Source organism: Streptomyces abyssalis (assembly GCF_001751365.1).
GTDB lineage: Bacteria > Actinomycetota > Actinomycetes > Streptomycetales > Streptomycetaceae > Streptomyces > Streptomyces abyssalis.
Window position 1 is genome coordinate 733257 of the sequence record NZ_LJGT01000040.1, and the last position, 26272, is coordinate 759528.

The window sequence follows — 26272 nt, forward strand, 5'->3', positions numbered from 1 at the left end:
AATTCTTGGTCCGTAGGTTGGCGGCCCTGCCGGGCCCGTCTCCCGAACCCGTCCAGGAACAGCGCCGGTGTCTCCCATCACGGTGGAAGCGCCGTGATGAAGGGGGCCGTGAGTGACCGCAGAGGCCGTACGGGACACCCTGGCGACCGGAGGCAGCGGACCCGCCGGGCCCGTCACCCTCCCAGGCACACCCGCGCCCGCGGCGGCGTACGGCGGCGGCCACGGTGAGAGACCTCTGCGCATCGCCCTGCTCACGTACAAGGGCAATCCGTTCTGCGGCGGCCAGGGCGTCTACGTGCGGCAGCTGTCGCGCGAACTGGCCCGGCTCGGCCACACCGTCGAGGTGATCGGGGCGCAGCCCTACCCGGTGCTCGACGAGGGCGTCGCCCTCACCGAACTGCCCAGCCTCGACCTGTACCGGCAGCCAGACCCGTTCCGCACCCCGGGCCGCGGCGAGTACCGGGACTGGGTGGACATGCTGGAAGTCGCGACGATGTGGACCGGCGGCTTCCCGGAACCGCTCACGTTCTCGCTGCGCGCACGGCGTCATCTGGCCGCCCGCCGGGGTGAGTTCGACGTCGTGCACGACAACCAGACGCTCGGCTACGGACTCCTCGGCGACCTCGGTGCGCCGCTGGTCACGACCGTCCACCACCCCATCACCGTCGACCGGCAGCTCGATCTGGACGCGGCCACGACCCGCCGTGCCCGCGCCTCGGTGCGCCGCTGGTACGGCTTCACGCGGATGCAGGGGCGCGTGGCGCGACGGCTGCCGTCGGTGCTGACGGTCTCCGGGTCGTCCAGGCAGGAGATCTCGGACCGGCTCGGGGTGCGGCAGGACCGCATCCATGTCGTGCACATCGGCGCCGACACCGGCCTCTTCTCGCCGGATTCCTCCGTTCCGGAGGTGCCCGGGCGGATCGTGACGACCTCCAGCGCGGACGTACCGCTCAAAGGGCTGGTGCATCTGGTCGAGGCGTTGGCCAAGGTCCGTACGGAAGTTCCCGAGGCTCATCTCGTGGTCGTCGGAAAGCGGCCCGAGGAGGGTCCGGTGGCGGACGCGCTGGCCCGCTACGGACTCGGCCCGTCGGTGGAGTTCGTCAAGGGCATCAGCGACGCCGAACTGGCCGGTCTGGTGCGCGGATCGCAGATCGCCTGCGTGCCGTCGCTGTACGAAGGGTTCTCGCTGCCCGCCGCCGAAGCCATGGCGACGGGCACGCCGCTGGTCGCCACGACCGGCGGGGCCATTCCCGAAGTCGCGGGCAGGGACGGCGAGACGTGCCTCGCCGTGCCCCCGGGCGACGCGGGCGCCCTGGCAACCGCACTCGGGCGCCTGCTGGCAGACCCCGGCCTGCGGGCCCGCCTCGGGGCCGCAGGACGCGAACGCGTGCTGCGCAACTTCACCTGGGAGCAGGCGGCACGCGGGACCGCGGCGCACTACCGCGCCGCCATGGCCGGACGGCCCCGCGCGGCGGAACGTCCGCGGAGAGCCGCCCGTGTGCCGAACTGACCCCTGAAAACCGGCCGTTGAGGACCCACGGACCGGGCCCGGGCGCGCGCCGCGTCCCTGCCGTTCCCGCCGCTCCTTCCCCGTCGCAGACCACGCTGAAAGCAGAGGCAGACCCGTGCTGACCGTCGACTTCTCCCGCTTCCCGCTCGCGCCGGGCGACCGCGTGCTCGACCTGGGCTGCGGTGCCGGCCGGCACGCCTTCGAGTGCTACCGGCGTGGTGCGCGCGTCGTCGCGCTGGACCGGAACGCGGAGGAGATCCGCGAAGTCGCAAGCTGGTTCGCGGCGATGGCCGAGGAGGGCGAGGCGCCGGCGGGCGCCACCGCCACCGCCATGGAGGGGGACGCGCTCGCTCTGCCCTTCCCGGACGACAGCTTCGACGTCGTGATCATCTCCGAGGTGATGGAGCACATCCACGACGACAAGGGCGTGCTCGCCGAGATGGTGCGGGTGCTGCGGCCCGGCGGCCGCATCGCGGTGACCGTGCCCCGTTACGGGCCGGAGAAGGTCTGCTGGGCGCTGAGCGACGCGTACCACGAGGTCGAGGGCGGCCACATCCGCATCTACCGGGCGGACGAACTGCTCGGCAGGATACGCGAAGCCGGCCTCCGCCCGTACGGCACGCACCACGCGCACGGCCTGCACTCGCCGTACTGGTGGCTCAAGTGCGCCTTCGGCGTGGACCGGGACGGCGACGACGCCGCGCTCCCGGTGCGCGCGTACCACCGGTTGCTGGTGTGGGACATCATGAAGAAGCCCCTGGCCACCCGCCTCGCGGAGAAGGCCCTTGACCCGCTCATCGGCAAGAGCTTCGTGGCGTACGCGACGAAACCGCACCTGCCGGAGGGGGTCTCGCCCGGAGAGCGGGAGCAGTCCGGTCCCGCGGCGGGCGCGGCACAGGGGCAGGGGCAGGCGTGACGAGCCCCGAGCGCACGGAACGGCTCGTACTCGACGGCGTGCTGACGGCCGCGCAGGCCCGGCAGACCGTGAACGGGCTGCTGGCCGTCCAGCGTCCCGACGGGGCCATCCCGTGGTTCCGCGGCGGCCACCTCGACCCGTGGGACCACACCGAGGCCGCGATGGCGCTGGACGCGGCCGGCGAGCACGCGGCGGCCGAGGCCGCCTACCGGTGGCTCGCCGACCACCAGTTGCCCGACGGCTCGTGGTACGCCGCTTACGCCGACGGGGAGGTCCAGGAGCCCACCGACCGTGCCCGCGAGAGCAACTTCTGCGCGTACATCGCCGTCGGTGTCTGGCACCACTATCTCGCCACGCGGGACGAGACCTTCCTGCAGCGGATGTGGCCCGCGGTCGTTGCCGCCGTCGAGTTCGTACTGCGGCTCCAGCTGCCCGGCGGCCAGATCGGCTGGAAGCGTGAGGCCGACGGCACCCCGGCTCGGGAGGCCCTGCTCACGGGCTCCTCGTCGGTGCACCAGGCACTGCGCTGCGCGCTGGCGATGGCCGAGCACCGTGAAGAGCCGCAGCCGGACTGGGAGTTGGCACTCGGGCAGCTCGGCCACGCGGTGCGCCGGCACCCGGAACGCTTCCTCGACAAGGGCCGCTACTCCATGGACTGGTACTACCCCGTCCTCGGCGGCGCGCTGCGCGGAGAGGAGGCCAGGACACGCATCGAGGAAGGCTGGGACCGCTTCGTCGTGCACGGGCTGGGCGTGCGGTGCGTGCTGCCCAACCCGTGGGTGACGGGCGGCGAGAGCGCCGAACTGGCCCTGGCGCTATGGGCGTTGGGGGAGCGGGACCGCGCCCGCCGGATTCTGGAGTGGGTGCAGCACCTGCGTGCCGAGGACGGCCTGTACTGGACCGGTTACGTCTTCGAGGACGACGCCGTCTGGCCGGAGGAGCTGACCAGCTGGACGGCCGGCTCGCTGCTCCTGGCCGTCGCGGCACTGGGCGGCGACGAGGCGACCGTGGCGGTCTTCGGCGGGGAGCAGCTTCCGCAGGGGCTGCCGCCGGACTGCTGCTGAGAGTCGGCGTGCGGCCGGGGCCGGCCGGGCCGGCCGCACCGCCCGCCCGGAGCCCGCCGTCCTGACACCCGTCCCCGGCGCTGCCGTACTGCCCCTTGTCCGGTGGTGCGCACCCGCACGGACAACTCCGGACAATCATCAGGCACCGAGTGGTTGCGCCGCCGCGGAGCGAGGACTTCCATCGCCTGCTCGACGTGGCGGCCCGGCAACGGGCCGCGGTGCCGTCCTCCCCGAAGAGCGGACGGGTGACCGGCACGGGGAACCAGAACGGCCGGAAGTCCGGGTCCCCGGGGCGGCGCCCCCGCCTGCCGGGCTGCTGCTGAGCGGTGTGCGCATGTGTCATCGGGCCCCGAGCACCCTCACCTCGCCGGTACGCCTGAGCTTCTGCCAGCGCAGGCGGCTGCCGGCGGCAGCGGTGACACAGGAGTGGATCAGCACCAGGTACATCAACTGCCGGTAGACGATCTGCTGGAGCGGCAGCATCACCAGGTAGCGGTACTTCTCGCGGTCGAGCCGGAAGGCGTACGCGGCGCTGATCAGCTGGACGGTCAGGACGAGCCCCCAGGCAGCCAGCGACTTCACCGGATCGATGAAGATCATCGCGTAGACGGTGAAGAAGTCGATCAACGGTGCGAAGAGCGGCATGACGATCTGGAAGAGGACGACCAGCGGCATCCCGACCCGGCCGAACCGTCCGGAGGGCCCGCGGTCCACGACCGACCGCCGGTGCTTCCACAGCGCCTGCATGGTGCCGTAGCTCCAGCGGTAACGCTGCCGCCACAGCTGGCTCATGGAGCCCGGCGCCTCGGTACGGGCACGCGCGTGCTCGGCGTACACGACCCGCCAGCCCGACCGCTGGAGCGCGATCGTGACGTCGGTGTCCTCGGCGAGGGTGTCGTCGCTCATGCCGCCCGCCTGCGCGAGCGCTTCGCGGCGGAATGCGCCGATCGCACCCGGGATGGTGGGCATGCAGCGCAGTACGTCGTACATGCGCCGGTCGAGATTGAAGCCCATCACGTACTCGAGGTGCTGCCAGGCCCCGATGAGTGTGCCGCGGTTCCCCACCTTGGCGTTGCCCGCGACGGCGCCTACCGGTGGGGTCTCCCCGCCGGAGGCGGGGGACGGACCGGCGAACGGCTGGACCAGTGCGTGAACCGTGTCCGGCTCGAAGACGGTGTCACCGTCCATCATCACCACGATGTCGTAACGGGCGCAGGCGACCCCGTGGTTGAGGGCGGCGGCCTTGCCCGCGTTCTCCTGCCGTACGACTCTGACTCCTGGCAGACCGAGAGCCTCGACGATCTCCGGTGTGCCGTCCGCCGAACCGTCGTCGACCACGATGATCTCGATCGGATGGGTGCTCGCGGCGAGCGACTCGACCGTGTTGGCTATGCACTCCTTCTCGTTGTACGCCGGGACGATCACGCTCACCGGCCGGACCACTTCCGGGCCCCAGGAGAAGGAGCGGCTGTTGCGCTGCCGGCTGTGGCGGCGTGCCAGGACGAGCATCAGCACGAAGCGCCCCAACACGGCGGCGCCTACGACGGTGAGCGCGACGAGCAGTGCCGGCATCGCGAACTCGGCGACGACAGCAGCGGCGACGAGTGCCCTGCCCTGCCACAACGGGACGCCGGAGACGGGCGTTTGAGGGCTGGGCCCGCCCATCGCCTCACCGGCGGTCGTGAAGGTGTAGCCCTTCCCCCGCATCTTCTCGATGTACGTGCCGAGCGCCGCCACGGTCTGGGAGCGGTCGCCCCCGGAGTCGTGGAAGAGGACGGACGCGCCCTTGCCGCCGGTCTCAGGGGTGGCGTTCTCGATGATCTTCTGCACCCCGGGGCGCTTCCAGTCCTCGCTGTCGGTGTCGGTGAAGGAGCTGGTGTAGCCCGCGGCACCGAGCCGCCGGTAGACGGGCCAGCTGTAATTGTCCATCGAGTCGGGAGCGGAGGAGTAAGGGGCCCGGAAAAGGGAGGTGTTGACGCCCGCGGCGCCGGCCAGGGCGAGCTGTGTCTGGTTGATCTCGCGCTCCACGCGCTCCGCGCTCTGGTACGAGAGGTCGGCATGGGTGAAAGTGTGGATGCCGACCTCGTTGCCCTGCTCGACGATGTCGTGGACGAGCCCCGGATTGCGCGCGCTCACCGACCCGACGAGGAAGAATGTACCCGGCACGTCGTACTTCTCCAGCACGGCGAGGACTTCCGGAGTCCACCGGGGGTCCGGGCCGTCATCGAATGTGAGGACGATGGTCTTGCGCGGGACGGGTCTGCTGCGCGCCCGGTCGCCGTTGAAGGACAGCAGGGATCCGCCGTCGCGCACCCGCTCCGGGACGCGGTCGGCCGCGGCGTTCTCCCGTACCCGGCTGTCGTTGCCGATCTCGGCGTGCAGGTAGCCGTGGAACAGCATCACGCCGACGAGGGCGAGCAGGCCGAGCAGCGCCACGACCACACGGGGCCTGAGGAAGGCAGGGCGGGCAGGCGCGGTCTGCGGGGACCGGGCATGTCTGCCACGAGGGACGGTGGATGTCATCTGCTTCAGGAGTCACCGGAGGACGAGGACGAGGACGAGGACGGGGACGAGGACGGGGCCGGGGAACCGGAGAGCGCGGGCTCCGCGCTGCCGGGACCGCCGTGCGGCTTCTTGAAGAGCCTCTTGCACAACTGCCGGACGGACTGCGTGGATTGCTGCCCGGTCGCTTGGCCGGCCGGCTGCCGGGACGACTGCCCTGAAGGCCGAACGGACGGCTGGCCGGACCGCTTCCGGCAGAGCTCCCCGCAGGGCTGTCCGAACCGCTTCCGGCAGACCTTCCGGCACGGGTGTCCGGCAGGCTTTCCGGACGGCTGCCGGAGCTGCTTCCTGCACAGATTCACGGCGGACCCCGCCGAGGAGCCGCCGGCGGAGGACCGGCTGCCGCTGTTCGACTTCTGCGCGGCGTCCGCACCGTCGAAGGGCTGAAGGTCCGAGGGGGAGAGCGAGGTGTTTCCCACGAATGAGACGCCGAGCATGCTCGCGTAGACCAGGCAGACGACCCCGACGGCGAGCCCGGCGCGGCGCAGACGGCGGGCGCGGCGCCCGGAGGAGTCCTGGAAGACAGGTCCTTCCGCCCCCTGCTCTCCGACACGACGACGGCCGTCGGCGTTCCATCTGAAGGACGGGAAAAGTCTCATGCCGGGGCACTGTGGAGGGCAATCTTGTGAGTTCTCTGTGAGACCGCCCGGTGCGAGCGACGGCTGGCAAGAACCTGCCGGACGCCGTCCGGGCTGCTTCCGTGAGAGCGCCTCCGAGGCGCCGATGAGGCGCCTCTGACGCACCATTGAGGCATCTGCGGCCCCACGGACAACGAACTCGCCGTGGCCTGCGACACCTCGCCGGACTCGCTGCCGCACTGCCCCGCCGACGTCGTCCCTGCCCCTGGCCGAACGCCGTGTCCGCGGAGCGCGACGCTGTGCAACAGGCACGGCAGGATGCCCGGACGCCTGACCAACCCTGCGTCAACTGCCGCGCCGGGCGATGGAAACGGCCCCTCTCCCCGGAGCGACCGGGAGGAGGGGCCGTTTCGTGAGGCAGAGTGTCAGCCGCGCTGGATGCCCGAGGTGTCCTGCAGGACGCCGCGGCGCCCGTCCTGGGTCTGCGCGATGAGCGCCTGACCGCGCTGCTCGACCGCCAAGTACCAAGTGCCGGGCGCCAGTTCGGCAACGGGCTGCGGAGCGCCGTCCTCGCCGAAGAGCGGACGGGTGACCGGCACGGCGAACCAGAACGGCTGGAAGTTCGGGTCCGGGGCGCCCCCGCCTGCCGCCGGGCCTCCAGGCTGTGCCTGCTGTGCTCCGGGCTGCCCCGGGGCTCCCGCCTGCGCCGGGCCGGGCTGCCCCGGATGTCCCTGCTGCGGTCCGCCGGGGTAGCCGTAACCGCCCTGCGGCTGGCCGCCGTAGGGACCCTGCTGGCCCGGCTGCGGCCCGCCCGGGTAGCCGTAGGCGCCCTGCTGCGGCGCGCCGTACGGAGCGGGCTTGGGGGCCGGGAGCAGTGGGGCCTTCAGCGCGGCGAGCGTCGTGCTCAGGGCGCCGGCCGCCGCCAGCGCGAGAGCGAGGACGAGCGTCAGATAGGCACCGGCAGCCAGGGTCCAGTTCTCGTTCGGGTCGGCAGCGGCACCCGGCGCGTCCAGGGTCGGGATGAGGACGGCCACCAGCGACCAGAGGCCTGCCCAGCCGACGACCAGGCAGAGCACCATCCCCCACTGGTCCAGGGCGAGTCCCAGCAGCTTCCGGCCGCCCGGCAGCAGACGCGCGGCGACGAACAGCGCGGCGGCGACGAGTCCGAGCAGATGCACGGTCGGCAGCATCGGAAGCGTGACGCGCGACCAGGCGGACACGCTGCAGGAATCGACGGGGCAGTTGCCGTCGAAGTCGAAGAACGGGAAGAAGGAAGCGATCAGCAGCAGCAGCGCTGCCCCGATCACCGCGCCATCGCCTCGTGTGAGCGAGCGGATGTTCACTTAGCGTCCTTAGTAGGTTTCATACGGTCTGTGGTCTCTGCCGGGGTAGTGCCCCATCGTACGGATGGGTCCGAGGACCGGCCCGGCGGGGCGACTTCACTGCAGGATGGTGCTTCAGGCGTGCTCCGGGGGTGCTTTCGGCGGCGTCTTCGCGGCGCCTTCAGGGCTTCTTCGCGAGGAATCCCGCGATGCCCTCCACCACTCCGCGTGCGGCGCGGTCACGCCATTTCCGGTCGGTCAGGTCGGCGGCGTCCTGCGGGTCGCGCATGTTGCCGCACTCCAGGAAGACCTTGGGTACGCGGGTGAGGTTGAGCCCGCCCAAGTCGCCGCGGGTGTCGGTTCCTTCGCCGTCGCCGGCGTAGGCGGCGGGTTTCGATCCCGTGAACTCGCGGAAGGCGTCGGCCAGTTCACGGCCCAGGTTGCGCGAAGGGCCGGCGATGGCCCTGGTGTCCGCCTTCCCCTCGTTCACCGACTCCGGGAGGATCACATGGAAGCCCCGTGCGCCGGACGGTGCCCCGTCGGCGTGCAGCGATACGGCCGCGTCGGCGTCCGCCCGGTTGCCCGCCTCGGCACGGGCGTTCACGCATGGCCCCCACGGCCTGCGCCCCTGGTGCGTCAGCTCCACCGTCGCGCCGCGCTCGCGCAGACCTGCCCGTACGCGGCGGGCCAGATCGAGCGTGAAGTCCGCCTCGGAGTAGCCGGAGGCGGTGGCCGTACCGGTGGTGTCGCACGCCTTGCGGCCCGTGCCGATGTTCACGCTGCGGCTGATCTCGGCGGCGTGGCGGCGGTTGTTGGGATTGTGACCCGGATCGATCACGACCGTCATGCCGGCCAGGGGCTTCCCGCCGTTTCCGTCCTGCGGGCCGCCGCCACCGTCCGTATCGCCCCCGGACGCCCCGGAACCGGAGTTCTCCCGCGAGTCGTCCGGCAGCGGCATCAGCGTCGGCCCGGTCTTCCCCGCCCCCGACGACTGGTCGGCGGACTGCCACACCAGCCAGCCCGCGAACGACGTCGGTATCAGCACCCCCAGCGTGATCAGCAGGCGCATGCCCAGCCGGCGGGACCGCCGCGGCTCCGGGGACCACCGGGTGCCGGGGCCGGGGCCGCCGCTCCCCGGGAGGGACGGATCGGGCGGGGTCGGGCTTCCGTTGGACACGCCCAGGATGCTAGCGGCCCGACCGGACCGCTGCGTCCGTGCGTCGCAGAACCCGCAGCGACCTCGTCGCCGAAACCTCCCTGAACGCACCGTAATCGAGCGCCCGCCGGTATACGCGGTACGGCGCCTGGCCACCGTCGGCCGGGTCCGGGAAGACGTCGTGCACGACAAGCAGCCCGCCGCGCGTGAGATGCGGCACCCAGCCCTCGTAGTCGGCGCTGGCGTGCTCGTCCGTATGACCGCCGTCGATGAAGACGAGACCCAGCGGACGGCCCCACAGCGCGGCGGCCCGCGGCGAGCGGCCGACGACGGCGACGACGTGATCCTCCAGGCCCGCCGCGTGCAGCGTGCGGCGGAACGCGGGCAGCGTGTCCATGAGGCCGGTGTGCGGATCGACCACGTCCGGGTCGTGGTACTCCCAGCCCGGCTGCTGCTCCTCGCTGCCGCGGTGGTGGTCGACGGTCACGGCGGTGACGCCCGCGGCGCGGGCGGCGTCGGCGAGGAGGAGGGTGGAGCGGCCGCAGTACGTGCCGACCTCCAGCAGCGGCAGCCCGAGCTGCGAGGCCTCGACGGCCGCCGCGTACAGGGCCAGGCCCTCGTCGGCGGGCATGAAGCCCTTCGCCGCCTCGAACGCGGCGAACGTCTCCGGGGCGGGGGCCGGGGCCGGGCCCTGGGCAGCGTCCTGGGCCCGGCCGGGCCGCGGCTCCGCGGGGGTCTGGTTCATGCGGTTCGGGCTCCTTCGGGGGCGCGTGACGTGGCCGCGTGACGTGGCAGTTCATGCTGCCTCACGGCTGCCGGGCGCCCTTGCGCGGGCCCGGAGCGCGGCGCGCGGGGCGGTTCCGGGCGCGGGCGGCAGATGACGGAAGTCTGACGGTCCTGCGGGGGCACTGGCGCGGCACGGCGCGTGGTGCTCGAATCGTCCCGTGGAGACAGCCGATTCAGCCCACACCGGCGACGACACCCGCTCTGCCGGAAGCCCCGGCACCGCCGACACCCCGGCCCCGCCCGGCACTTCCGCCGACGGCGAGGGCTCCCCGGTCGGCCGGCGCCTGGTGCTCGGCATGCTCGGTCTGGGCGCGGCGGGGCTGGTCACCGCGCCGTACGTGCAACGCGGCACGGAGAGCGTCCTGAGCGCCGTGTCCGGCAAGGACCCGACCGGCGTCACGGGCCTGCTGCCCAACGGAGGCGGATTCCGCTACTACTCGGTGGCCAGTTCCGTTCCGCGCCGCGGGCCCCGCGATTACGAACTCACCGTCGGCGGCCTCGTCGAGCGTCCCGCCCGCCACGGCCTCGGGGAGCTGCGCGGGATGCCGCAGCACCGCATCGTGCGCGACGTGCAGTGCGTGACGGGCTGGCGCGTGCCGAGCACGCCCTTCGAGGGGGTACGCCTCTCCCACGTCCTCGATCTGGCCGGTGTGCGTCCGGAGGCGACCGCCGTCCGCTTCACGTGTTTCGACGGCGTCTACAGCGAGAGCCTGACGCTGAAGCAGGCCATGCGTGACGACGTACTGATCGCACTGGGCATGCAGGACAAGCCCGTGAGCCACCAGCACGGCGGCCCCGTACGGCTGTACGTCGCGCCGATGTACTTCTACAAGTCGGCGAAATGGCTCTCCGGCATCGAACTCACCCGCGAAGTGGAGCCCGGCTACTGGGAGAAGCGGGGTTACGCCGTCGACGGCTGGGTCGGCAGGTCGAACGGACGGGACGATGCTCCGACAGCCGCCTGACCGGCAGGTCCCCGCGGCCTCGTCCGGGGCGGGCGCCCAGTACCCGGACGTTCTGCGCTTCACGCGGGCCGTGCGCTGGTGCCACCGCACCACCAGCCTCCTCATGGCCGTGTGCGTCGGCACCGCCCTCTGCCTCTACGTACCGGGACTCGCCCAACTGGCAGGACGCCGCGCCCTCATGGTGACCCTGCACCAATGGTCCGGTCTGCTGCTGCCCGCGCCGGTGCTGGCAGGTCTGGCCTCGCGGGCGCTGCGCGCCGATCTGGGCCGCCTCAACCGGTTCGGACCGCACGACCGGCGCTGGCTGCGGCGGGCCAGGCGCGCCCGCCGCCCGTACCCGCCGCCGGGCGAGGACTGGGGCCGGGACGCGGGCAAGTTCAACGCCGGGCAGAAGGTGTTCGCCGCGTGGATCGCGGGCGCCGTACTGGTGATGACGGGGACCGGGCTGCTCATGTGGTTCACCGGGCTCGCGCCGCTGCAGTGGCGTACGAGCGCGACGTTCGTGCACGACTGGCTCGCTCTGGCCATCGGCGTCGTACTCGCCGCGCACGTGGCGATGGCGGCGGCACACCCCGAGGCCCGCCGGGCAATGCGCACCGGCAGGGCCGACCGCGCGTGGGCGCGCCGCGAACACGCCCTCTGGCAGCCGCCGGACGGGAGCGAGACCGAGACCGCGGGCAGGACCGAGAGCAAGTAGCCCTCGTGGCCGACGGCTTGGCGCCGGTCGCGCTGCCTGGTCGCGGACCGCGGCCGGCTCGGGCGGGTGTCACCTTCGTACGGCGTGGAGATACCAGACGGGCAGCAGGATGCGCCCCTGCTCGTCGGTGTCGGCACTGTCCGGGTCGAACGGCATCGCCGTGTCCTGGAAGGCGGGCTGACTGAACATGCGGCCGGCGATCTCACGGGTGAAGGAACTGGTGTAGTTCGTGGGCGTGATGCTCCCGATGTCCCAGTGCGCCCCCAGGTTGGTGCGCAAGTCGTCCTGGCTGACGGGGAACAGCGACTTCTCGGGTTCGGCGTCGGAGAAGCAGAACAGGTGCAGGTGCGCGCCCGGATTGGCGACGCGATGCAGGGCCGCGCTGTACTCACGTCGCTGCCCGTCGCCGAGGCAGTGGTACAGCGCACTGTCCAGGATCGTGTCGAACCGCTGCTCGAAGCCCTCCAGCCGAGTCGCGTCCGCCTCCACGAAATCGGGGTCCAGTCCGCGGTCCTGTGCACGTCGCCGCGCCAGCTCGAGCGCGGTCGGTGCGCCGTCGAACCCGGTCACCGGGTAACCGCGCTCGGTGAGGAACAGAGTGTTGTCACCCGTGCCGCATCCGGCGTCGAGCACCTCGCCGCGGATCAGTCCGTTGCGTTCCAGTTCGACCAGCGCCGGTTGCGGCTCTCCGATGTCCCACGGGACGCAGCCCCCGAAGTCCACCGACGGGCCTGCGAGCGGCCGTTCGCCCCGGTAGAACGCCTCGAAGTCGGCGTCTTCGACAGAGACGGTCTGACCCTCTCGTCGCTCCTGAGTCACGTGAACCCCCTTCTTCTCGGGACGGCTGCCGAAGCCCACGGCTGCCCGTGGCGTCGCGCTCGGGACACCCTGGTGTGCGGGTGAGTGATCTGCCTCTCAGAGGGAAACGCCACTGAGTGCCATTTGTCAATGCGGAGGCTAGCCTGTTGGTTTGCGACGCGGTCCCGGCCAGAGGGGGTGTTCATGAGCCTGCGGGAACGGAAGAAGGCGCTGACACGGGCGTCCATCGAGGACACCGGTCTGCGGTTGTTCGTCGACCGCGGATACGAGGCCACCACGATCGACGACATCTGCGGTGCCGTCCTCATCTCGCGCCGGACGTTCTTCCGCTATTTCTCCTCCAAGGAAGACGTCGTGCTCGCCGGTTCCCGGGAAGGGCTCGGCCGCGCCGCCGAGCAGCTGCGCCTGCGGCCACCGGGCGAGTCCCTCCACGACTCGCTGTACGCGCCCCTCAGCGAAGCCGCGGCGTTCTTCGAGAGCGACCGCGACACGCAGCTCATCAGGACCCGGCTGCTCGCTCGCACACCCGCCCTGGCGGGCAGCTACCTCAGGGTCCTGACCGACTTCGAGCACCTGCTCCGCGGCTTCCTCGCGGAACGCTGCGAAGACCACCCCGACGCTCCCCGCGTGCGGCTCGTCGCCGCCGCGACCGTGACCGCGTTCAGAGTCGCGATCGAAAGCTGGACCGAGAGCAGCGGAACCATCGCCCTGGAACCACTCGCCCGCCGCAACCTCGGCCAACTCCTCACCGGCTGCCGGCTCTAGGGCGTCTCCGCGAAGTCCCTCCCGGTCCGAAGGTGCAGGGGGAGGACGACGCTGCTACGGGACCGGGCCGGTGCCCAGCGGTCCGTCACCGTCCTCTACAGCGCGATATCGGGTGGGCGTCCGTGCGCGCGGGTGCGAGCATGACCGGCGATGACAGACAACGTCCCCGCCGTCCCCGACGACGCCCCGGCAGCTGAGGCCGCCCCGCCCGCGACCTCCGGCCCGCCCGCGCGTCTGTGGGGAGTGGTGCTCGCCGCCTGCGCCGGGCAGTTCCTCGTGGTGCTCGACGTCTCGGTGGTCAACGTCGCGCTGCCGTCCATGCGGACCGACCTGGGGATGGACGCCGCCGGACTGCAGTGGGTCCTCAACGGCTACACGCTGGCCTTCGCGGGACTGATGCTGCTCGGCGGGCGGGCGGCGGACATCTTCGGCCGGAAGCGGACGTTCCTGCTCGGGCTCGCGCTGTTCACCGCGGCCAGTCTCCTCGGCGGTCTGGCGCAGCAGCCGTGGCAACTGCTGGCGGCCCGTGCGCTGCAGGGCACAGGAGCCGCCGTGCTCGCTCCGGCGACGCTGACGATCCTCACCACGGCCTTTCCGCCCGGCCGCGCCCGTACCCGCGCGATCGCCACGTGGAGCGCCGTCGGCGCGGGCGGGGGAGCCGCCGGCGGTCTCGTCGGCGGCGTGCTGACCGATGTGCTGTCGTGGCGCTGGGTGCTGCTGATCAACGTCCCCGTGGGCGCCGTCGTGCTGCTGGCCGCCGCCGTGTGGGTCTCGGAGGGCCGGGACGGGCGGGCTGGGCGGCGCCTCGACCTCCCTGGAGCGCTGCTCGTCACCCTGGGGCTGGGGACGCTGGCCTGGGGGATCGTCCGTACGGAGGCAGTGGGCTGGACGGCGCCGTCCGTGCTGTGGCCGCTGGCGGCGGGCCTGGCTCTGCTGGCGGTGTTCGTCGCGGTCGAGGCACGTACGAAGGCACCGCTCGTGCCGCTGCGGCTGTTCCGGAGCAGAGCCGTCTCGGCGGCCAACGCGGCGATGTTCGTGTGCGGCGGTGCCCTGTTCTGCATGTGGTATTTCATGTCGCTCTACATGCAGAACGTGCTGCACTACACGCCGCTGGAGGCGGGGCTCGGGTTCATTCCGCAGTCGCTGAGCATCGTGCTCGGATCGAAGGCCGCGCCGCGGTTGATGGTCTGGTTCGGGGCGCGCAACGTTGCGCTCGCGGGGGTGGTGCTGGCAGGCGCCGGCTGCCTGTGGCAGAGCGGGATGCATGCGGGCGGCGGTTTCCTGGCGACCGTCACGGGTCCGGGTGTGCTGATGGCGCTGGGCGGTGGCATCGCGGGCACGCCGCTGGCATCGGTGGCCATGTCGGGAGTGGCGCACGGAGATGCGGGGCTGGTCTCCGGGCTGTTCAACACGGCCCGGACGATGGGTGGTTCACTCGGCCTCGCCGTCTTCTCCACCATCGCCGCGGCCCGCATCGGGGATGCGACCGACCCCCGGACGCTGGCATCCGGATACGGGCTGGCCTTCCTCAGCGCCGCCGCCGTCCTCGCGCTGTGCGCGGCGCTCGTGCTGTTCGTCCTCCCGCGCTCCGGCCGTGAGGGCACGGCGGAGGAAGAGGCGGCGGGCGAAGGAACGGCGGGCGAAGGGGAAGGGGACGGGGGCGGTGGTGCGGACGGCAGTGCGGCCGCCGGTGCCGGGAGTGCCCGGCCGATGGTCCGCGGCGAGAGCTGACGCGCACCGTCAACCCGTCAACGGCCGTACGAGGGGCGAATGTTGCCCCTCCCCTTCCTCTGCTTCTTCCTCTGCTTCCCCTGCTTGCCTCAGGGCTTGCGGCCGACGCCCCCGTACGCCGCCGCTTCGGGCGCTTCGGCCTCGCCGACGTCGGGACGCCACCGGTTGATGCGGACCACGCCCGGCGGCACGAGCTCCAGCCCGTCGTAGTAGGCGCGGATCTGCTCCGGCGACCGCAGCACGTAGGGCACGGCACCGGAGTCGTTGTAGTCGTCCTGCGCGGCGTTGGTGTCCGGGTTCTCGTCGATGCCGTCGTTATGGGAGAGGTAACTCCCGGACGGCAGCTCCGACATGAGGCCGCGGACGATCGCGCATGCCTCCGCGTGGTTCCCGATGTGGCCGAGGACTCCGCTGAGGATGAGCGCGACCGGCCTGGACAGGTCGAGGGTCTCCCGCGCACCCGCGATCACCGTCGCGGGATCACGCAGATCGGCCTCGATGTACGACGTCCTGCCCTCGGGTGAGCTGGTGAGCAGCGCGTTCGCGTGTACGAGGACGAGCGGGTCGTTGTCGACGTAGACGACGCGGGCCTCCGGGGCCTCCCGCTGTGCGACCTCGTGCGTGTTGTCGACGGTGGGCAGGCCCGTACCGACGTCGAGGAACTGCCGCACACCGGCCTCGGCGGCCAGGAAGCGGATGGTGCGGACGAGGAAGTAGCGGGAGGCGCGGGCGAGTTCGTCGATGCCGGGGAACGCCTGCCGGTACTGCTCACCCGCCTCGCGGTCGGCCGCGTAGTTGTCCTTTCCGCCGAGCCAGTAGTTCCAGATGCGCGCCGAGTGCGGAACGCTCGTGTCGATCTCACCGCCGGCTTGCTGGACGGCTCTTCCGTTCTGGTCCATGACTTCCCCCTGACTGCGGGCCGGTCCGCCGGCGCCTCAGGGTGCCCTACGGCGCCTGACGGCGGCTGCGAACGCCTGCCGGCTTCCTCGGTGTCCCCGGGTTGCCCCGACGTGTCCGATTCCCTGCGGACACCTTCCCTCCGGACACCGCAGTCTTCACCCTGCGGCGGCGGTTGTGTAGATGCCGTGCCCGCCGGTGCGTGTCCCGTGCGCGGCCGGGCAGCCGGGGCCCGTGGCTATCCTCCGCAGGTGGGAAGGAGCTGAGGAGCGATGCCGATCGACGTGGAGCGGGCGCTGTCCGCCGGGCCCAGCAGCACCCGGATCAGCTGGGGACACAAGGACGTTCAGCTGTACCACCTCGGGCTCGGGGCGGGCGTTCCCGCGACGGACCCGCTGGAGCTGCGCTACACGCTGGAGAGCCGGCTGCACGTGCTGCCGAGTTTCGCCACCGTGGCCGGCGGTGGGACGGGCGTGGTCGGCGGGCTGGCGGCGCCCGGTGTCGACGTGGATCTGACCGCCGTGCTGCACGGCGGTCAGAGCGTGGAGACGCACAGGCCCGTTCCGGCCGCGGGAAGCGCGACGCAGACCTCCTCCGTCGCCGCCGTGTACGACAAGGGCACGGCCGCCGTCATCGTGCTGCGTTCCGAAGCGGCTGACGACGACGGCCCGTTGTGGACTTCGCAGGCGGAGATGTTCGTGAAGGGCGAGGGCGGCTTCGGTGGCGAAAGGGGGCCGTCGTCCAGGTCCGGGCCGCCCGCGCGGACCGCCGACCACGAGGTCCGCCGTGGCATCCGGGAGGACCAGGCACTGCTCTACCGTCTGTCCGGCGACTGGAATCCGCTGCACGCCGACCCGGAGTTCGCGGCCCTCGCGGGCTTCGACAGGCCGATCCTGCACGGCCTTTGCTCGTACGGGATGGTGCTCAAGGCCGTGGTCGACACCGTGCTCGGCGGGGACGTGACTCGGGTGGTGAGCTTCCGCACCCGCTTCGCCGGGGTCGTCTTCCCGGGGGAGACGCTGCGCGTACGGATGTGGACCGGGCCCGAAGGCGAACAGGGCGACCGGAACGGGCCGGAGGGCGTGACGGGAGGGCCGGGGCGCGTGGTGCTGTCCGCCACCGCGGTCGAGCGGGAGGACGCCCCGGTGCTGACCGGCGCCGTCGTCACACACCCCTGACGCCTCCCGTCCGCCCTCGCCCCGCGTGCGCGGTTGCGAACTCCCCTGCGCGCAGGGGAGTTCGCCGTACCTACGTGTCCGTAAAGGGCGGAGGCGTACGGGGCCCGCGGCTACTCGGCCTCGCTCTGCTGCGGCGGGCGCCGGTGACGCCCCTGCGAGTGCTGCCCGGGCTCCTCCCCGCCGGCGGCCTGCCCTCTGTGCCTGCCTGAGCCGTTCGATGCCTGACTGCTGCGCGTTTCGGTCCCGGTCTGGGTCTCGGACATCGCGGGTAACTCCGTGGATCACATTGCTGCTTGGTACCCGGTCAGAGTCTCACGAAGGGTACTTGGCCTGCTCACGCCGTCCTCGCGCGGACGACGGCGTCATGGAGCGCTGTGGCGAGCGGGGCGTCCTGGAGCGGCACCGGCTTGCGCCGTGCGCATGGCTCCGTGACGGCGACAGGTGAAGCGGCGGACGGGCCCGCGGACGTGCCGGCCGACGGACCGGAAGGCGGGGAAGGAGCGGCATTCGCTGACCCTTCGCCTGCGGGCTGCGCCCCCGCAACTCCCGGCTCTCCGCCGGCTACGGCCGCACCCGTGTCCCGCGCCACCGGCGCCGGCGCGGGCAGCCGCATCGCCGCGTCCGGCATGGGTGCGCCCTGCGATTGCGCGTCCCGCATCGACGGCTCCCGCACCGCCGGCTCCCGCATCGGTGGAAGCTCCGGGGGCAGTGCTCCGGGCGGCAACGCCCTTGCCGCCTCGGCCTGTCCGGGCGCCGGGACGGCAGGGAAGCGGTTTTCGGCGGGGTGCGGCGGCTTTTCGCCACGGCCGGCCTCGCCGGCCTCCCGGCCTGCGGACCCGGAGGCCGCGCCGGCAGCGGAGCCCGACGCCTGCGTCGGCCCGTCCCCCTGCGCACCGCCGGTCCCGCCCGGAGCAGCGTCCCCAGCCCCGCCCGGAGCCCTGTCCGCGGCAGCGCCCGGAAGACCGGCCGAAGTATCGCCCAAAGAACCGCCCGTGCTCTCGTCCGCGGTCGTGCCGGGCCGCGCGGCCGCGCTCAAGTCCACGCCGGCGCCCAGGCTTTCGCCCGTACCGGTGCCTGCGACGGTGGCCCCTGCCTCGGCGTCCGGGGTCCTGCCACGCATCCGCAGCCGTGCCAGCCCGCACGGCGCATGCGCGGTGGCGCAGGGCAGCCGCAGTTCGCCCTCGCGCGTCCACACTCCCTTCCCCGGCAGCCAGCCGCCGGGAGCCCGGAAGCGCCGCAACTCCTTCTGCATCGGCCGCCACACGCCCAGCCACGCACCGCCCGCGCGCGCACCGGTCGTCTGCCCGTGCAGCGCCACGGCGCAGCTCTCCGGCAGCAGCATCTGCCCCGGCTGCACGGCGAACGGCGTGAGCAACGCCCCTTCGGGATGCAGGGATTCGGGGAAGCGGACGGGCCGGTGGGAGCCCAGCACACCCCAGCCCAGCCGGAATTCGCCGGGTGCGTCGGAACGTACGATCAGCAGGCCGCTGTCCGCGTCGGCGAGCAGCAGGCGGTCGTCGCTGTCGTCGGTGATCTGAAGCAGCGGGCTGACCTCGCCTCCGCGGCCCAGGTCGACGGCGACCGTCTTGGTGCGGCCGGTGCCGCCCGTGTCCGTGCGGTCGACGGCGAGCAGGCGGCCCTCGCGGTCCAGCCATGCGCCGCCCCCGCAGCGGCCCGGAACCTCGGCGACCAGCCGGGGCACTCCTTCGCTGCTGCCGGCGACCAGCCACACTCCCGTGGTGTGCTCGCCCACCGTGAGCGCGTACGCGCGCCGCCCGCACGGTGCGGGCGGCAGCAGCGTGAGCCGCTCCGACTCGACCACGCCCAGGCGCAGTTCGCCCGTGGCGGGGCCCGTCGGGTAGAGCAGGGCGAGCTTGTGGGCGCCGCCTTCGCGGCGGGCGATCAGGACCCTTCCGTCCGTCAGCGGCAGCACCTGGCTGCCGGTCTCCTCGGGGCGGGCACCGGGCAGCGGGACCGCATACGGCTCGGGGCCGTCCAGGGTCCAGCGCTCCGGGAACCAGCCGTCCTCCGCGGACGCGTTGAGCCGGGCCGCATAGGCGCCGTCGGCTGCGATCGTGAACGTGGAGTGCCTTGCCGTCCGGCTGTCCGTCACGATGCTCTCGGGGGCACAGGCAGTCATGGGTCGATCACCTCCAGTGAGGAACCTAGGTGTCGTACTGCCGCCCGAACAATCGGAGTTCGGCCCCTTCACGCGGATGAGTGGCGGATGTGCGAATTGCCTGCGCGACCTGTCGAGCGTGTGCTGCGTAGCGCTTGTACGGCGCCGCCGTGAAGGGGAGCCGCGAGTTCCGCCGACCGCGTGCCGTCACCCGTCGCAGCCCGCCGTCCCCCGGCAGGACGGTGACCGGACTGCCGGGGGACGGCGGAAGGTAGCCTTTCCCGCGTGCCAGCACTCTCCGAAGTCATCGCCGCGCTCGACGGTCTCTGGCCGCGCGAGCGGGCCGAGCAGTGGGACGCCGTCGGCACCGTCTGCGGTGACGTCGGCAACCCGGCAGCCCAGGTCGACCGGGTCCTCTTCGCCGTCGACCCCGTCCAGGAGATCGCCGACGAGGCCGTCGAGCTGGGCGCCCAACTGCTGGTCACGCACCACCCGCTGTATCTGCGGGGCACGACGACCGTCGCCGCCGACACCTTCAAGGGCCGCGTCGTCCACACGCTGATCAGGCACGGCGTCGCCCTGCACGTCGCGCACACCAACGCCGACACCGCCGACCCCGGCGTCTCCGACGCCCTCGCCGGTGCGCTCGACCTGCGTGTGCTGCGCCCCCTGGTGCCGGACGTCACCGACGCGGCGGGCCGCCGCGGCCTGGGCCGCATCTGCGAACCGCCGCGCCCCATGCGGCTGTCGGAGCTGACGGAGTGGGCCGCCGACCGGCTGCCCGTCACGGCGCAGGGCATCCGCGCGGCCGGCGACCCGGACCGTATGATCCGCACCCTCGCCGTCTGCGGAGGCTCCGGGGACGGGCTCTTCGAGGAGGTGCGGGCGGCGGGCGCCGACGCCTACCTGACGGCCGACCTTCGCCACCACCCCGCCTCCGAAGCCCGTGAGCACTCTCCGCTCGCGCTGCTGGACGCCGCGCACTTCGCCACCGAGTGGCCGTGGTGCGAGCAGGCAGCCGCACAGCTCGACGAGATCTCCGACCGCCACGGCTGGGGCCTGCGCACGCACGTATCGCGTACGGTCACCGACCCCTGGACCGCGCACGCGGCATCGCACGGCGCGGTCGCCGCTGCCGCCGCTCACCCCTCCGATCCCGACCGCAGCGCCTCCAACGACATCACCACGGGAGCCCCCAACTGAACGCCGCGCCCGCCGATCAGATCCGACTGCTGGACGTCCAGGCCCTGGACACCCGACTGACGCAGCTCGCACACAAGCGCAAGAACCTGCCGGAGCACGAGGAGATCCAGTCGCTGGAGGCGGATCTCCTCCAAGTCCGTGACCTGCTCGTCGCCTCCCGTACGGAGGAGGGCGACACCGCACGCGAGCAGACCAAGGCCGAATCGGACGTCGACCAGGTGCGGCAGCGCGCCGCGCGCGACCAGAAGCGGCTCGACTCCGGTCAGGTCACCAACCCGAAGGACCTGGAGAACCTGCAGAGCGAGATCGCCTCCCTCGCACGGCGCCAGGGAGACCTGGAGGACGTCGTCCTGGAGGTCATGGAGCGGCACGAGGCGGCCACCGAGCGGGCGGCCGAGCTGGCACAGCGCGTCGAAGCGGTGGAGGCGAAGACCGAGGACGCCGTCGCACGGCGTGACGCGGCGCTGCAGGAGATCGACGCCGAGGCGGGCACGGTCCGCGGGGAACGCGAGTCGGCCGCCGGCTCGGTGCCCGCCGACCTGCTGAAGCTGTACGAGAAGATCCGCGAGCAGCAGGGCGGTGTCGGAGCGGCCCGGCTCTTCCAACGGCGTTGCGAGGGCTGCCAGTTGGAGCTGAACATCACGGAGCTCAACGAAGTCCGCCAGGCCCCCCAGGACGCCGTGCTGCGGTGCGAGAACTGCCGCCGGGTCCTGGTCCGTACGCCCGAGTCCGGGCTCTGATGGCGCGCGGGGCCGGCAGGCACGGCGGCCGGACCTTCGTCGTCGAGGCGGACGGAGGCTCGCGCGGCAACCCGGGGCCCGCCGGTTACGGCGCGGTCGTACGGGACGGGGACAGCGGCGAAGTCCTGCGGGAGACGGCTCAGTTCATCGGCGTGGCCACGAACAACGTCGCCGAGTACAAGGGGCTGATCGCGGGCCTGCGCGCGGCGTACGAGCTGGACCCGCACGCGGCCGTGCGGGTGCGGATGGACTCCAAGCTCGTCGTGGAGCAGATGTCCGGACGCTGGAAGATCAAGCACCCCGACATGCGTCCGCTCGCCGCCGAGGCGCAGCGGATCTTCCCGCCGGGCGCCGTGCGGGACTACGAGTGGATTCCCCGCGCGGAGAACAAGCACGCCGACCGGCTGGCCAACGAGGCGATGGACGCGGGCAAGCGGGGCGAGGAGTGGTCTGCCGGAGCCTCGACGGCGGAGCTGGACGCCGCGGACGAGAAGGCCAGGGGCGGTGGAGCGGGAGCGGCGCCGATACCGGATGCTCCTGCCGTCTCCGGTGCGGGCGGGACGGCCGGGGCGGACGGCACGTCCGAGGAGTCCGCCCCGCACAGCGGCTGGGGCCCGGACCTCGGGCCGCCCACCACTTTCGTACTGCTGCGGCACGGCGAGACGCCGCTCACGCCCGAGAAGCGCTTCTCCGGCAGCGGCGGCACCGACCCGCGGCTCTCCCCGGCAGGCTGGCGCCAGGCGCACGCGGCGGCCGGGGCGCTGGCCGCTCGCGGGACGCTCCAGGCCGTGGTCAGCTCCCCGATGCGCCGCTGCCAGGAGACCGCGTCCGCGGTCGCGGAACGCACCGGACTGAAGGTCCGCGTCGACGACGGCCTGCGCGAGGCCGACTTCGGCGCCTGGGAGGGCCTCACCTTCGCCGAGGTGCGCGAACGCTTCCCGGACGACCTGGAGAAGTGGCTGGAGTCCACCGAGGCGCGGCCGACCGGCGGCGGTGAGAGCTTCGCGACGGTCGCGGAACGCATCGCCGTGACGCGGGACCGGCTGCTGGCCCGCTACTCCGGCAGGACGGTGCTGCTCGTCACGCACGTCACGCCCGTCAAGACGCTGGTGCGGCTGGCACTCGAAGCGCCGCCCGCCGCGCTGTTCCGCATGGAACTGTCGGCGGCCTGCCTCTCGGCGATCGCCTACTACTCGGACGGCAACGCGTCGGTGCGGCTGCTGAACGACACCGGACATCTGCGCTGAGCTGTCCCCCGAGCGCCGGGCCGTGCCGCGCCGTGCCGTGCCGGTGCCGGTGACCACGGCGCCGGTGGCGGGGTGCTGCGGCCGTCAGCCGCGCAGCGCGGCGGCGGCCCGCGCGAGGCGCTGGACGCGGGGCCAGTCCCTCGCGGCCAGCGCGTCGGCCGGCACCATCCAACTGCCGCCCACGCAGCCGACGTTGGGCAGCGCCAGATAGCCGGCTGCGCTGGCCTCGTCGATTCCGCCGGTCGGGCAGAAGCGGGCCTGGGGGAGGGGCGAGGCGAGCGCCTTGAGGTATGCGGTGCCGCCGGCGGCCTCCGCGGGGAAGAACTTCATCTCGCGCACGCCGCGCTCCAGCAGCGCGACCACCTCCGACGCCGTCGAGACCCCGGGCAGCGCGGGCACTCCGCTGCCGAGCATCGCCTCCAGCGTGCTCTCCGTCCAGCCGGGGCTGACCAGGAAGCGGGCCCCCGCGTCCACCGCGTCCTGCGCCTGACCGGGTGTGAGCACGGTGCCCGCGCCCGCGACCGCCTCCGGCACCTCCGCGGTGATCGCCCGGATCGCCTCGCCGGCCGCCGCCGTACGCAGCGTGATCTCGACGACGGGCAGTCCCCCCGCGACCAGGGCGCGGGCGAGGGGTACGGCGTCGGCGGCGTCCTCCAGCACGACGACGGGGATCACGGGCGCCATGTCGAGCAGCGGGACGGCGGGCGACGGCGAGGGTGACGCGGGGGGAGCGGGAGCCATGCGCGCATCCTCTCTCCGGCCGTTCCCGGCACGCAACGCCCGTTGCGCACCGCGCAATCGCACGCCCTGAGGTGAACGTGCCGGGGCTCAGAGCTCCGAGACCACCACGTCCAGCGCCCGCGGCTTCCCGGGCTTCCGGCCGGCCTCCGGCTCCTCCACCGCGTAACCGAGCCCGCGCAGCGCCTTCACCAGCGCCGCCGGAGTCGAGGGGGACGAGCCGCCCTCCAGCAGGGCCCGTACGATGCGGCCCTTCGTGGCCTTGTTGAAGTGGCTGACGACGGTGCGCTTCTCAACGCCGTCCACCACGGCCGACTGCAGCACACGTACCGTGACGGTGCGCTCGGCCAGCTCGCCCCTGGGCTTCCACATCTGTGCGTACGCCGTGGAGCGCAGGTCGAGCACCGGGCCCGTGCCGGCGGCCTCGGGCAGCACGGCCGCCAGCGGCTCCCGCCAGTGCGTGCTCAGCGCGCCCAGACCCGGCAGGCGCACCCCGCCCGAGCAGCGGTACGAGGGGATCCGGTCCTTGATCCCGACCGCGCCCCACAGGCCGGAGAAGACCAGCAGCGACTTCGCGGCCCGCCGCTTCGCCGCCGGGCTGAGCGTGGCCAGGCCGAGAGCGTCGTAGAGGACTCCGGTGTAGATCTCACCCGCGGGCCGTGCGGGTGCCGAGCGCAGCCGGGCGTTCCTGGCGACCTCGCCGCGCAGCCCCTCGCTGAGGCCCAGCACGTCTCGCGCCTTCTCCTCGTCGGCCGAGCAGAGTCCGACGAGCTCCTCCAGTACCGCCTCGCGCGCCGGTGCCAGCGCCGGCAGTGTCAAAGAGTCCAGGTCGAGGGGGCGTCCCCTGCCTCCGTCGGCCTTTCCCTCGGACGGTGGCAGCAGCACGAGCACGGCGGATCTCCTCGGCGGACGGCAGGACACGGACGACAGCGGTGCGACGGCCGCTACGAGCGTGCGTACGTCGGCGGTGCGACGCCAAGCAGCGTATGGGGTACGGGGACTTCGCGGGCACACCGGGCGTGCGTGAGATGCGCACGCAGGCACGTGCGCCGGGCGCGCACGGCACGTGCGCCGGGTGGGCGGCCGGCGGTCGGCGGAAGGAGGGCCGCTACGCGTGCCCCTCCCGCTCGTCCACCGCCGCGACCGCTTCCCGCATCCGCTCCCGCGACCAGCCGGTCACCTCGGCGACCGCCGCCTCGGCCTCGCCGCCGTCCTCGCGCAGCGCCTGCGCCACCACCGCCTCCAGATCCGTGCGGGCGGCGTCGAGGGCGGCGGCGGCCTCGCGCCAGCGCTGCGTCGCCAGTTCCAGTGCGGCGATGTCGAAGCTCATGCCGTCCATGGTGGCAGGCGGCACGTGCGGTGTGCCCGGGTCACGGCGCCGGTGCCGTCCCAGGACCGTGCTCCTGTGCGACGAACTCCGCCCCGGACCCAGCTCACCGACCTCGTGCCACGCGGAGCCGGCGGCCGGCTCCACCTCGGGCATGGGACCTCCGCGCGCTCCCGGCGTCGGAGCGCTCACCGGGCGTCGGAGCGCCGGACACCACCGGTCACCAGCATGCTCCCCGCCGCACGGCGGGCCCATCGCACCGCAGGAAGCGGAATGGTGCCGGGGCCGAAGAAGGGGCGCTGGCCGACCCCGTCGACGCAGGTGCAACCTGGAGGGGAGACCGCCGACGTCCGGAGAAGAAGGGTTGAAAGGACAGATCCGGAACGTACGGAAGGCGAGTGGCCCGGTCCTCCCCGGGTACTCGTCGGCTTCGTCCGCGCCGGCGGCCGAAGGAGGATGTGCGATGGGCAGGGCATCCGGCCGGGCCCAGATGCTGGGTGAGCTCCTCGCGGCCAGCCATCTGAGCACGTTGACGCAGCTGCCCGGGGTGGTGAGCGAGCAGGCCAGGCGCTTCGGCTGGTCGGAGGTGCTTCTCTACATCTGCGACCTTCAGCAGACCGTGCTGACGCTGATGACCGGGGAGGGCATCGACGGTGGCAGGATGACGGGCGACCTCCCGGCCGAGCTGCAGATCGACGGCACGGCTCCGGGGCGGGCCTTCCAGCTCGGCGAGATCCTCCCGACGTCCGCGAGCGGCGACCAGTGGTGGGTGCCCGTCCTGAACGGCACCGAGCGGGTGGGGCTGCTGCGCGTCACGACTTCCGGTTCCGGTTCCGGCGAGTCCTGCATGGAGGACATGCGGGCGCTGGCCGGCCTGGTCGCGCTGCTGCTGGTGGCCAAGCGCGGCACCAGCGACGCGTACGCCCGCCTGGTGCGGCGGCGCCGCATGAACGTCGCCGCGGAGATGGAGTGGCGCCTGATGCCGCCGCGTACCTTCGCGACGGACAGGGCGGTCGTCAGCGCGCTGATGGAGCCGGCGTACGAAGTCAGCGGCGACGCCTTCGACTACGCCTTCGCCGACGACATCGCCCACCTGTGCATCATCGACGCCATGGGCCACGACACCGCCGCCGGCCTGACCGCGAATCTGGCCGTGGCCGCGTGCCGCAACCAGCGCCGTCAGGGCAGCGGGCTGGTGGACACGGCCAGCGGCATGGAGAAGGCCCTCGTGGACCAGTTCGAGGACAGCCGCTACGCCACCGGCATCCTGGCCGACCTGGACGTGGGCACCGGGCGGCTCACCTGGATCAGCCGGGGCCACTATCCGCCGGTCGTCATCCGCGGCGGGCGCTTCGCCGTCCCGCTGGAATGTGCGCCGGCACCCCCGATGGGCACCGGTCTCGGCATCGCGCCCACGCTCTGCCATGAGCAGCTGGAGCCCGGCGACCGGCTGCTGCTCTACACCGACGGGATCACGGAGGCCCGCAATCCCGACGGCGAGGAATTCGGCCTCGACCGCTTCACCGACTTCCTCATCAGGCACCACGCGGACGGGCTGCCCGTGCCCGAGACGCTCCGCCGGCTCATCCGCCACCACCTCGACTACCACCGTGGACGGCTGAGCGACGACGCCACGGTGCTGGTCCTGGAGTGGCACGGCCCCGCGCCGTATCCCCCCGGAGAGGCCGAGGCGCTGGTCGGGCTGCCGGCGGGGAGCGCGCCGTCGCTGCTGGACCGGCCGACGAGCTGACCGGCGACGAACTGACCGTCCGACGAGCTGGGGACCCCGCGCGGCGCGGCGGCCCGGCACCAGGACCGCGTTCGGCGGAGGGCGCGCGGACCCCGGGTCTGCTACCCGTCCGGTGGCAGCCGGCCGGCGGGCGGAAGGGGTCACTCATGAAGAATCCGGGTATCACCCGGTAACCAACTGCCTCTTCCCATGCGCCCGTTAC

General features: G+C 72.8%; 23 protein-coding genes. 12 read left to right on the forward strand and 11 right to left on the reverse strand.

The window, feature by feature from the left end; translation table 11 throughout:
* Nucleotides 1-112 precede the first annotated feature (112 nt).
* The 3 genes from AN215_RS18095 to AN215_RS18105 all read left to right on the forward strand — a co-directional run bounded on the left by AN215_RS18095 (nt 113) and on the right by AN215_RS18105 (nt 3490).
* Nucleotides 113-1510 (forward strand): glycosyltransferase family 4 protein, encoded by a 1398-nt coding sequence (locus tag AN215_RS18095; RefSeq protein ID WP_079123163.1) that lies wholly within the window; start codon nt 113-115, stop codon nt 1508-1510.
* Between the two features lie 115 nt (nt 1511-1625).
* A complete protein-coding gene (locus AN215_RS18100) occupies nt 1626-2426 on the forward strand; it encodes a class I SAM-dependent methyltransferase (RefSeq protein WP_070011759.1) in 801 nt (266 codons plus the stop codon).
* Nucleotides 2423-3490 carry a prenyltransferase/squalene oxidase repeat-containing protein gene (locus tag AN215_RS18105; protein WP_070011760.1) on the forward strand — a complete coding sequence of 356 codons (1068 nt, stop codon included), beginning with the start codon at nt 2423-2425 and terminating at the stop codon, nt 3488-3490. Before AN215_RS18100 ends, AN215_RS18105 begins: the two co-directional genes overlap by 4 nt.
* A 339-nt stretch (nt 3491-3829) precedes the next feature.
* On the opposite strand, the gene AN215_RS18110 is transcribed toward AN215_RS18105, so the two are convergent.
* From AN215_RS18110 to AN215_RS18130, 5 genes are all read right to left on the reverse strand, one after another.
* A complete protein-coding gene (locus AN215_RS18110; RefSeq protein ID WP_070011761.1) occupies nt 3830-6013 on the reverse strand; it encodes a bifunctional polysaccharide deacetylase/glycosyltransferase family 2 protein in 2184 nt (727 codons plus the stop codon).
* Between the two features lie 5 nt (nt 6014-6018).
* Nucleotides 6019-6651: a hypothetical protein gene (locus AN215_RS18115; protein ID WP_070011762.1), complete on the reverse strand. Its 633-nt coding sequence runs from the start codon at nt 6649-6651 to the stop codon at nt 6019-6021.
* A gap of 404 nt (nt 6652-7055) precedes the next feature.
* Nucleotides 7056-7973, reverse strand: coding sequence for a hypothetical protein (locus tag AN215_RS18120; protein ID WP_070011763.1), 918 nt, complete (start codon nt 7971-7973; stop codon nt 7056-7058).
* A gap of 160 nt (nt 7974-8133) precedes the next feature.
* Nucleotides 8134-9129 carry an N-acetylmuramoyl-L-alanine amidase gene (locus AN215_RS18125; RefSeq protein WP_245694537.1) on the reverse strand — a complete coding sequence of 332 codons (996 nt, stop codon included), beginning with the start codon at nt 9127-9129 and terminating at the stop codon, nt 8134-8136.
* 10 nt (nt 9130-9139) lie between these two features.
* The gene (locus AN215_RS18130) at nt 9140-9853 is read right to left on the reverse strand and encodes a class I SAM-dependent methyltransferase (protein ID WP_070011765.1); all 714 of its coding nucleotides are present in this window, start codon (nt 9851-9853) and stop codon (nt 9140-9142) included.
* Between the two features lie 325 nt (nt 9854-10178).
* Here AN215_RS18130 and AN215_RS18135 point away from each other — a divergent pair, with 325 nt between their 5' ends.
* Together AN215_RS18135 and AN215_RS18140 are read left to right on the forward strand one after the other, a co-directional pair.
* Nucleotides 10179-10859: a molybdopterin-dependent oxidoreductase gene (locus AN215_RS18135; RefSeq protein ID WP_070012078.1), complete on the forward strand. Its 681-nt coding sequence runs from the start codon at nt 10179-10181 to the stop codon at nt 10857-10859.
* The gene (locus AN215_RS18140) at nt 10840-11556 is read left to right on the forward strand and encodes a cytochrome b/b6 domain-containing protein (protein WP_079123164.1); all 717 of its coding nucleotides are present in this window, start codon (nt 10840-10842) and stop codon (nt 11554-11556) included. The genes AN215_RS18135 and AN215_RS18140 overlap by 20 nt, the downstream gene beginning before the upstream one ends.
* 69 nt (nt 11557-11625) lie before the next feature.
* Here the strand turns inward: AN215_RS18140 and AN215_RS18145 are convergent, their stop codons facing one another.
* The gene (locus AN215_RS18145) at nt 11626-12375 is read right to left on the reverse strand and encodes a class I SAM-dependent methyltransferase (RefSeq protein ID WP_070012080.1); all 750 of its coding nucleotides are present in this window, start codon (nt 12373-12375) and stop codon (nt 11626-11628) included.
* Nucleotides 12376-12558: 183 nt separating this feature from the next.
* Here AN215_RS18145 and AN215_RS18150 point away from each other — a divergent pair, with 183 nt between their 5' ends.
* Both AN215_RS18150 and AN215_RS18155 read left to right on the forward strand, forming a co-directional pair.
* The gene (locus AN215_RS18150; RefSeq protein WP_171904218.1) at nt 12559-13140 is read left to right on the forward strand and encodes a TetR family transcriptional regulator; all 582 of its coding nucleotides are present in this window, start codon (nt 12559-12561) and stop codon (nt 13138-13140) included.
* A 150-nt stretch (nt 13141-13290) separates the two neighbouring features.
* Nucleotides 13291-14871 (forward strand): MFS transporter, encoded by a 1581-nt coding sequence (locus tag AN215_RS18155; protein WP_070011767.1) that lies wholly within the window; start codon nt 13291-13293, stop codon nt 14869-14871.
* An 89-nt stretch (nt 14872-14960) separates the two neighbouring features.
* On the opposite strand, the gene AN215_RS18160 is transcribed toward AN215_RS18155, so the two are convergent.
* The gene (locus tag AN215_RS18160) at nt 14961-15770 is read right to left on the reverse strand and encodes an SAM-dependent methyltransferase (RefSeq protein WP_070011768.1); all 810 of its coding nucleotides are present in this window, start codon (nt 15768-15770) and stop codon (nt 14961-14963) included.
* Between the two features lie 270 nt (nt 15771-16040).
* Between AN215_RS18160 and AN215_RS18165 the strand changes: the two genes are divergently transcribed.
* Nucleotides 16041-16946, forward strand: a complete 906-nt coding sequence (locus AN215_RS18165) for a MaoC/PaaZ C-terminal domain-containing protein (RefSeq protein ID WP_070011769.1) — start codon at nt 16041-16043, stop codon at nt 16944-16946.
* Nucleotides 16947-17280: 334 nt separating this feature from the next.
* Here AN215_RS18165 and AN215_RS30885 read toward each other — a convergent pair whose 3' ends face one another.
* The gene (locus AN215_RS30885; protein ID WP_070031202.1) at nt 17281-19086 is read right to left on the reverse strand and encodes a hypothetical protein; all 1806 of its coding nucleotides are present in this window, start codon (nt 19084-19086) and stop codon (nt 17281-17283) included.
* Nucleotides 19087-19350: 264 nt separating this feature from the next.
* Between AN215_RS30885 and AN215_RS18175 the strand changes: the two genes are divergently transcribed.
* From AN215_RS18175 to AN215_RS18185, 3 genes are read left to right on the forward strand one after another with little or no spacing between them, the layout of a single operon-like run.
* On the forward strand, nt 19351-20268 hold the full coding sequence (locus AN215_RS18175) for a Nif3-like dinuclear metal center hexameric protein (RefSeq protein ID WP_070011771.1): 918 nt from the start codon (nt 19351-19353) through the stop codon (nt 20266-20268).
* Entirely contained in the window at nt 20265-21008 is a 744-nt protein-coding gene (locus AN215_RS18180) for a zinc ribbon domain-containing protein (RefSeq protein WP_070012081.1), read from the forward strand. The genes AN215_RS18175 and AN215_RS18180 overlap by 4 nt, the downstream gene beginning before the upstream one ends.
* A complete protein-coding gene (locus AN215_RS18185; RefSeq protein WP_070011772.1) occupies nt 21008-22255 on the forward strand; it encodes a bifunctional RNase H/acid phosphatase in 1248 nt (415 codons plus the stop codon). Before AN215_RS18180 ends, AN215_RS18185 begins: the two co-directional genes overlap by 1 nt.
* 84 nt (nt 22256-22339) lie before the next feature.
* Here the strand turns inward: AN215_RS18185 and eda are convergent, their stop codons facing one another.
* The 3 genes from eda to AN215_RS30440 all read right to left on the reverse strand — a co-directional run bounded on the left by eda (nt 22340) and on the right by AN215_RS30440 (nt 24476).
* The gene (gene eda / locus AN215_RS18190; protein WP_070011773.1) at nt 22340-22996 is read right to left on the reverse strand and encodes a bifunctional 4-hydroxy-2-oxoglutarate aldolase/2-dehydro-3-deoxy-phosphogluconate aldolase; all 657 of its coding nucleotides are present in this window, start codon (nt 22994-22996) and stop codon (nt 22340-22342) included.
* 87 nt (nt 22997-23083) lie between these two features.
* A complete protein-coding gene (gene yaaA / locus AN215_RS18195) occupies nt 23084-23884 on the reverse strand; it encodes a peroxide stress protein YaaA (protein WP_070011774.1) in 801 nt (266 codons plus the stop codon).
* A gap of 217 nt (nt 23885-24101) precedes the next feature.
* Complete coding sequence (locus tag AN215_RS30440; protein WP_245694538.1) at nt 24102-24476, reverse strand: hypothetical protein; 375 nt, start codon at nt 24474-24476, stop codon at nt 24102-24104.
* 307 nt (nt 24477-24783) lie between these two features.
* On the opposite strand from AN215_RS30440, the gene AN215_RS18205 reads away from it, so the two are divergent.
* Nucleotides 24784-26070, forward strand: a complete 1287-nt coding sequence (locus AN215_RS18205) for a PP2C family protein-serine/threonine phosphatase (protein ID WP_070011775.1) — start codon at nt 24784-24786, stop codon at nt 26068-26070.
* Nucleotides 26071-26272 lie beyond the last annotated feature (202 nt).

Excerpts from the sequence above, each read along its gene's own strand:
- AN215_RS18110 (WP_070011761.1), bottom strand. The coding sequence starts at position 6,013 with ATGACATCCACCGTCCCTCGTGGCAGACATGCCCGGTCCCCGCAGACC.
- AN215_RS18115 (WP_070011762.1), bottom strand. The coding sequence starts at position 6,651 with ATGAGACTTTTCCCGTCCTTCAGATGGAACGCCGACGGCCGTCGTCGT.
- AN215_RS18130 (WP_070011765.1), bottom strand. The coding sequence starts at position 9,853 with ATGAACCAGACCCCCGCGGAGCCGCGGCCCGGCCGGGCCCAGGACGCT.
- AN215_RS18140 (WP_079123164.1), top strand. The coding sequence starts at position 10,840 with ATGCTCCGACAGCCGCCTGACCGGCAGGTCCCCGCGGCCTCGTCCGGG.
- AN215_RS18150 (WP_171904218.1), top strand. The coding sequence starts at position 12,559 with ATGAGCCTGCGGGAACGGAAGAAGGCGCTGACACGGGCGTCCATCGAG.
- AN215_RS18155 (WP_070011767.1), top strand. The coding sequence starts at position 13,291 with ATGACAGACAACGTCCCCGCCGTCCCCGACGACGCCCCGGCAGCTGAG.
- AN215_RS18160 (WP_070011768.1), bottom strand. The coding sequence starts at position 15,770 with ATGGACCAGAACGGAAGAGCCGTCCAGCAAGCCGGCGGTGAGATCGAC.
- AN215_RS18165 (WP_070011769.1), top strand. The coding sequence starts at position 16,041 with ATGCCGATCGACGTGGAGCGGGCGCTGTCCGCCGGGCCCAGCAGCACC.
- AN215_RS30885 (WP_070031202.1), bottom strand. The coding sequence starts at position 19,086 with ATGACTGCCTGTGCCCCCGAGAGCATCGTGACGGACAGCCGGACGGCA.
- AN215_RS18185 (WP_070011772.1), top strand. The coding sequence starts at position 21,008 with ATGGCGCGCGGGGCCGGCAGGCACGGCGGCCGGACCTTCGTCGTCGAG.
- eda (WP_070011773.1), bottom strand. The coding sequence starts at position 22,996 with ATGGCTCCCGCTCCCCCCGCGTCACCCTCGCCGTCGCCCGCCGTCCCG.
- AN215_RS30440 (WP_245694538.1), bottom strand. The coding sequence starts at position 24,476 with ATGCCCGAGGTGGAGCCGGCCGCCGGCTCCGCGTGGCACGAGGTCGGT.
- AN215_RS18205 (WP_070011775.1), top strand. The coding sequence starts at position 24,784 with ATGGGCAGGGCATCCGGCCGGGCCCAGATGCTGGGTGAGCTCCTCGCG.